Source organism: Hyphomonas sp. UBA4494, from assembly GCF_002388935.1.
Classification (GTDB): Bacteria; Pseudomonadota; Alphaproteobacteria; order Caulobacterales; family Hyphomonadaceae; genus Hyphomonas.
This window is the reverse complement of record NZ_DGNK01000014.1, coordinates 1-4,079: the sequence shown is the minus strand read 5'-3', so window position 1 is coordinate 4,079 and position 4,079 is coordinate 1. Positions and strand designations below refer to the sequence as shown.

Annotated in this window: 6 protein-coding genes, 1 pseudogene and 1 riboswitch; of the genes and pseudogenes, 4 read left to right on the top strand and 3 right to left on the bottom strand. The window is 61.2% G+C overall.

From position 1 onward, the window contains the following. A pseudogene (locus B2P82_RS05780) lies at positions 1-186 on the top strand (MmcQ/YjbR family DNA-binding protein); the annotation flags it as partial. Positions 187-258: 72 nt separating this feature from the next. Further along, a complete protein-coding gene (locus tag B2P82_RS05775) occupies positions 259-969 on the top strand; it encodes a hypothetical protein (protein WP_290495733.1) in 711 nt (236 codons plus the stop codon). Between the two features lie 4 nt (positions 970-973). On the opposite strand, the gene B2P82_RS05770 is transcribed toward B2P82_RS05775, so the two are convergent. The 3 genes from B2P82_RS05770 to B2P82_RS05760 form a co-directional block, all read right to left on the bottom strand. After that, entirely contained in the window at positions 974-1,777 is an 804-nt protein-coding gene (locus tag B2P82_RS05770; protein ID WP_290495731.1) for a hypothetical protein, read from the bottom strand. A 125-nt stretch (positions 1,778-1,902) separates the two neighbouring features. After that, entirely contained in the window at positions 1,903-2,364 is a 462-nt protein-coding gene (locus tag B2P82_RS05765; RefSeq protein WP_290495729.1) for an SRPBCC domain-containing protein, read from the bottom strand. Between the two features lies 1 nt (position 2,365). Continuing rightward, positions 2,366-2,719 carry an ArsR/SmtB family transcription factor gene (locus B2P82_RS05760; RefSeq protein ID WP_290495725.1) on the bottom strand — a complete coding sequence of 118 codons (354 nt, stop codon included), beginning with the start codon at positions 2,717-2,719 and terminating at the stop codon, positions 2,366-2,368. A 108-nt stretch (positions 2,720-2,827) separates the two neighbouring features. After that, positions 2,828-2,940, top strand: a riboswitch (TPP riboswitch). On the opposite strand from B2P82_RS05760, the gene B2P82_RS05755 reads away from it, so the two are divergent. Both B2P82_RS05755 and B2P82_RS05750 read left to right on the top strand, forming a co-directional pair. Next, positions 2,937-3,263, top strand: coding sequence for a hypothetical protein (locus B2P82_RS05755; RefSeq protein WP_290495723.1), 327 nt, complete (start codon positions 2,937-2,939; stop codon positions 3,261-3,263). Its footprint overlaps the riboswitch before it by 4 nt. An 11-nt stretch (positions 3,264-3,274) precedes the next feature. Next, the coding region (locus B2P82_RS05750; RefSeq protein ID WP_290495722.1) for a phosphomethylpyrimidine synthase ThiC at positions 3,275-4,079 on the top strand (805 nt) is incomplete at its 3' end.

Below are 4,079 nucleotides of genomic sequence, written 5' to 3'. Positions count from 1 at the left end.
CTGAAAGACCAGCCCGGCTGCCAGGGCGCGCCTTACCTTGCTTCACGTGGCATGAAATGGATCCAGCGTTTCTCGGACGAAACCCTGTCGGATGACGACCTCAAGGACTATGTCGCAGAATCCTTTCGCCTGATCGCCACTGCCCTCAGCAAGAAAAAGCAACGCGAACTCGGCCTGCTCGACTAGCGCGCATCCTGCCTGCATGTCGCATTGACCTCACTCGCCGCTATCGGCATGCGCGCAGGACAGGAGTTGCCCATGTCCACACCGATCACCATGCTCGTGCCCGCCATGTTCAACGGCCCCCCGGGCTCGGCCAATGGAGGCATCTCGGCAGGTCTCGCCGCAAGCCAGATTGATGGTCCGGCAGAAGTTTCCCTGCGCGCGCCACCCCCACTCGACATCGCGATGGAGGTTGTCCCAACAGACGACGGATACGAAGTCCGGCATGGGGACCAGTTGGTCATGACCGCGCAACCTGCCGCACCGCTTGCCCCTCCTCCCGCTGCGCCAAGTTTCGAGACAGCACAGACAGGCCCGGACAGTTTCCCCCCTGTCGAGACCCACGCGTTTCCCCGCTGCTATGTCTGTGGACCAGAGCGCACCGACGATGGCCTCTGCCTCTTCACCGGCAAGCCGAATGGCTATGACGGGGTGACAGATGTCTGGACACCGGATGAAAGCCTTGCCGGCGAAGACGGCTTGGTGCGCCCGGAAATACTATGGGCCGCGCTCGACTGTCCGGGCGCCTTTGCGATTGGCTTTCAGGACAATCCGATGGTGCTGGCCCGCATCACCGCGCAGGTGCATGCACGCCCCGCCCCCGGCGACGATCTCATTGTGGCTGGCTGGTCTCTCTATGATGACGGTCGCAAGCATGGCGCTGCCACCGCACTGTTCACGCGCGACGGCCAGCTGCTGGCTCAGTCGGAGCAATTGTGGATCGAACTGAAGCGGCCTGCAGCCTGACCAATCAGCGCCGACGGCGCGGGTTCAGGTAGAGATTGCGCTCCTGCGTGTCGAGTTGGCGCACGGCCCGCCCGAGATGCAGCTGCTCAACCTCTTTCGCGACATGCCGACGGGCGGCGCCGTTGAATTTCAGCAGGGCACAGAACATCTGCAACACGGCCTCCAGCTTGGCATAGCTTTCCGCCGCATCCACTTTAACGATCCATGATCCGCCCAGATTGATGATCCGGTGATCCAGCTTGCCGATCTTGCGACCCCGATCATCATACAGACTATAGTCTGCACCGATGCCTATGACGTTGCGGCGCAGGCGATAGAAGCGCGGGCCTTTCGTCGTGTCGATAAAAAAGGAAAATTTCTCCGGGAAAAGCGGCCACTTCTGCGCCGACCGTTCCAACTGGATAATCTGGTTATGACGGCTGATATTGACTGAATAGGACGGCACCGGTGTGCCCTTCGCCCCAATGCTCAGTTGCAATGACCGGCCCATCAACAATTCTGCCGTCCCGCGCCAGTGCATGCCTTCGGAAAACAATTTCAGCACCAGCCGGCGCTTCATGCCTTCCCCGGTTTTCCACATTTCCTTGCGATAGGCGAGAATGCCCGTCCGCTCGCGACCATCCTTGATCTGGCCAAAGATCTCCATGTCCTTGGTGAACTGGTCAGACGCGGCCTCATGCTGGGTCTGTTTCATGATCCCGATTTCGGTCGGGTTCAGATCGGTCGCCCAGAGGTCCACCTTGAAGGTCTTGTATTTCGGTTTTGCCTTGGTCTCTTCGGCGCCGCCGAATGTTGCAGTAAAGGCCATGAAGCACATCTCCGGGGTCGGGGTTTGCGCCCATCATCGCGATTCGACGTCGCCATAAGGTTAACAAAATGCCGTCTGGGATTAATCAGCTGCTATTTCTACACCGAGCACAGCCTCAGCCCGGGTCAGCCTGCCTGTAGCAATTCCTCCAACCGTATCAGGGCGCTGCCCCAACCCGCTTGCGCCTCTTCCAGCAGGGCCGATCCGTCCAGCGCCACGGTCTGCAGCGTGATGACCAGGCGCGTCCCTTCCCCGTCCGGCAGGAACTCCGCCGAGACAAGGCAGGCCCCTTCGGTTGCCTCCATGGAGGCGATGATCTCGGTATAGACGATGCGCTTGTCCGGCACGATGTCATGATAGCGCCCGCGCACCACGGCCACGGCCTCACCGCCTGCCAGACAGGCCGTCACATCTTCTCCGCCCACGGAAAAGTCGGCCGCATCGATACGCATGTCGATCTCGTCCGAGGGCGAGCCCCAGACCTTGCGCTGCTCCGGATCGGCCCAGGCCGCAAAGACGCGGGTCGGCGAGGCCGAAAGCCGCTTCTCCATTGTGGCGGTGCCGTGCTGTACGGTCTGATGGGTCATGTCATGTGTCCTTCTTGGGGTCAGTCGCGTTCAGGAAAGTATCCAGCCGGTCGAGGCGCGCCGCCCAGGCCTGCTGATATTGCGTGATCCAGGATGTCAGCTCGGCCAGCCGCGCAGCCTGAAGGCGGCAACGCCTTACACGCCCTTCCTTGCGGCTGGAGACCAGTCCCGCTGTCTCAAGCACGCGGACATGCTGCAGGAAGCTCGGCAGGGCCATATCATAGGGCTCGGCCAGTTCGGCAATGCTCGCTTCGCCGAGGCTCAACTGCGCGATGACCCCGCGCCGGGTCGCATCGCCGAGGGCGTGGAAGGCCCGGTCGAGGGCTGCAGGATCGGAAGAAGAATGGTTAGGCATACGCCTATCTATTGCGACGGGCTGATATTTGTCAAGACACTTAGGTGATTACCTATCTTTTCTCGCCAGCTGCCCCCTTTCCTTCCTTCCGCAACCCGCCTATTCTCCCACCTATCCGAGGGGCGCGCATGGCAAGCGCTGAGATGGAGCCGACACCGCTCCAGCACCCTTTGAACCTGATCCGGCTAATACCGGCGCAAGGGACGGGAGTGAGCGCGTGGAATATATACGACTTCAGTATCAGGACTCCGCCTCCGCAATGCCGGAAGAGCGGTGGTTCGAGCTGAATCAAAACGCTGCAGTGAAACGCACGATCCACATTTGCGATACACGCGCCGTCAACAACAGTATTGCCATCCAGTCCCATCGTCAGGCAGCTTTCGCCGATTGGGCTTATACCTCCGACGATCCCTGCTTGTTCGCCAACGCCTATGCGACTTCTGCGGATCTTGTGCAGGAGTGGACCCGGAAAGGCTTCATCCAGCTGCCCGCCACAGCCGCCGACTTCAACAAGACATTCATGTCCGCCACACCGGCCATCTAAGGAATAGCCCCATGAACAAGCCCACGGACCAAAGCCAGTTCGAGACCCCCAAAGTCACCACCGGCGCCCTGCCCGCCAGCCGCAAGGTCTATTCCCACCCCGCCGACGCGCCGGACATTGCCGTGCCGCATCGCGAGATTGACCTCCACCCCAGCGCCAATGAGCCCGCCGTGCCGGTCTATGACACGTCCGGCCCCTATACCGACCCGTCGGTCACCATCGACGTGGAAAAGGGCCTCGCCCGCGACCGGCGGGCCTGGGTGCTGGAGCGCGGCGGCGTCGAGGAATATGACGGGCGCCATGTGAAGCCCGAAGACAATGGCGGCGCATCCGGCAAATACCTCGCCCGCGAATTCCCGGTCACGCACAAGCCGCTGCGCGGCCTGCCCGGCCACAAGGTCACGCAATATGAATTCGCCAAGGCCGGCATCATCACGAAAGAGATGATCTATGTCGCCACCCGCGAGAATATCGGCCGCGCCAAGGCCGTGGACGGCGCTGCGGAACAGATCGCGCAGGGCGAAAGCTTCGGCGCGCATATCCCGGAATTCATCACGCCGGAATTCGTCCGCCAGGAAATTGCCGCCGGCCGCGCCATCATCCCGTCCAACATCAACCATGCCGAGCTGGAGCCACAGATCATCGGCCGCAACTTCCTTGTGAAGATCAATGCCAATATCGGCAATTCAGCGGTCACGTCTTCCGTGGAAGAAGAAGTCGACAAGATGGTCTGGGCGATCCGCTGGGGCGCTGACAATGTCATGGACCTGTCCACCGGCCGCAACATCCACAACACGCGCGAATGGATCATCCGCA

Bases quoted from the DNA above. Each gene is read 5' to 3' on its own strand.
- B2P82_RS05770 (WP_290495731.1), bottom strand. From the start codon at position 1,777: ATGGCCTTTACTGCAACATTCGGCGGCGCCGAAGAGACCAAGGCAAAA.
- B2P82_RS05765 (WP_290495729.1), bottom strand. From the start codon at position 2,364: ATGACCCATCAGACCGTACAGCACGGCACCGCCACAATGGAGAAGCGG.
- B2P82_RS05775 (WP_290495733.1), top strand. From the start codon at position 259: ATGTCCACACCGATCACCATGCTCGTGCCCGCCATGTTCAACGGCCCC.
- B2P82_RS05760 (WP_290495725.1), bottom strand. From the start codon at position 2,719: ATGCCTAACCATTCTTCTTCCGATCCTGCAGCCCTCGACCGGGCCTTC.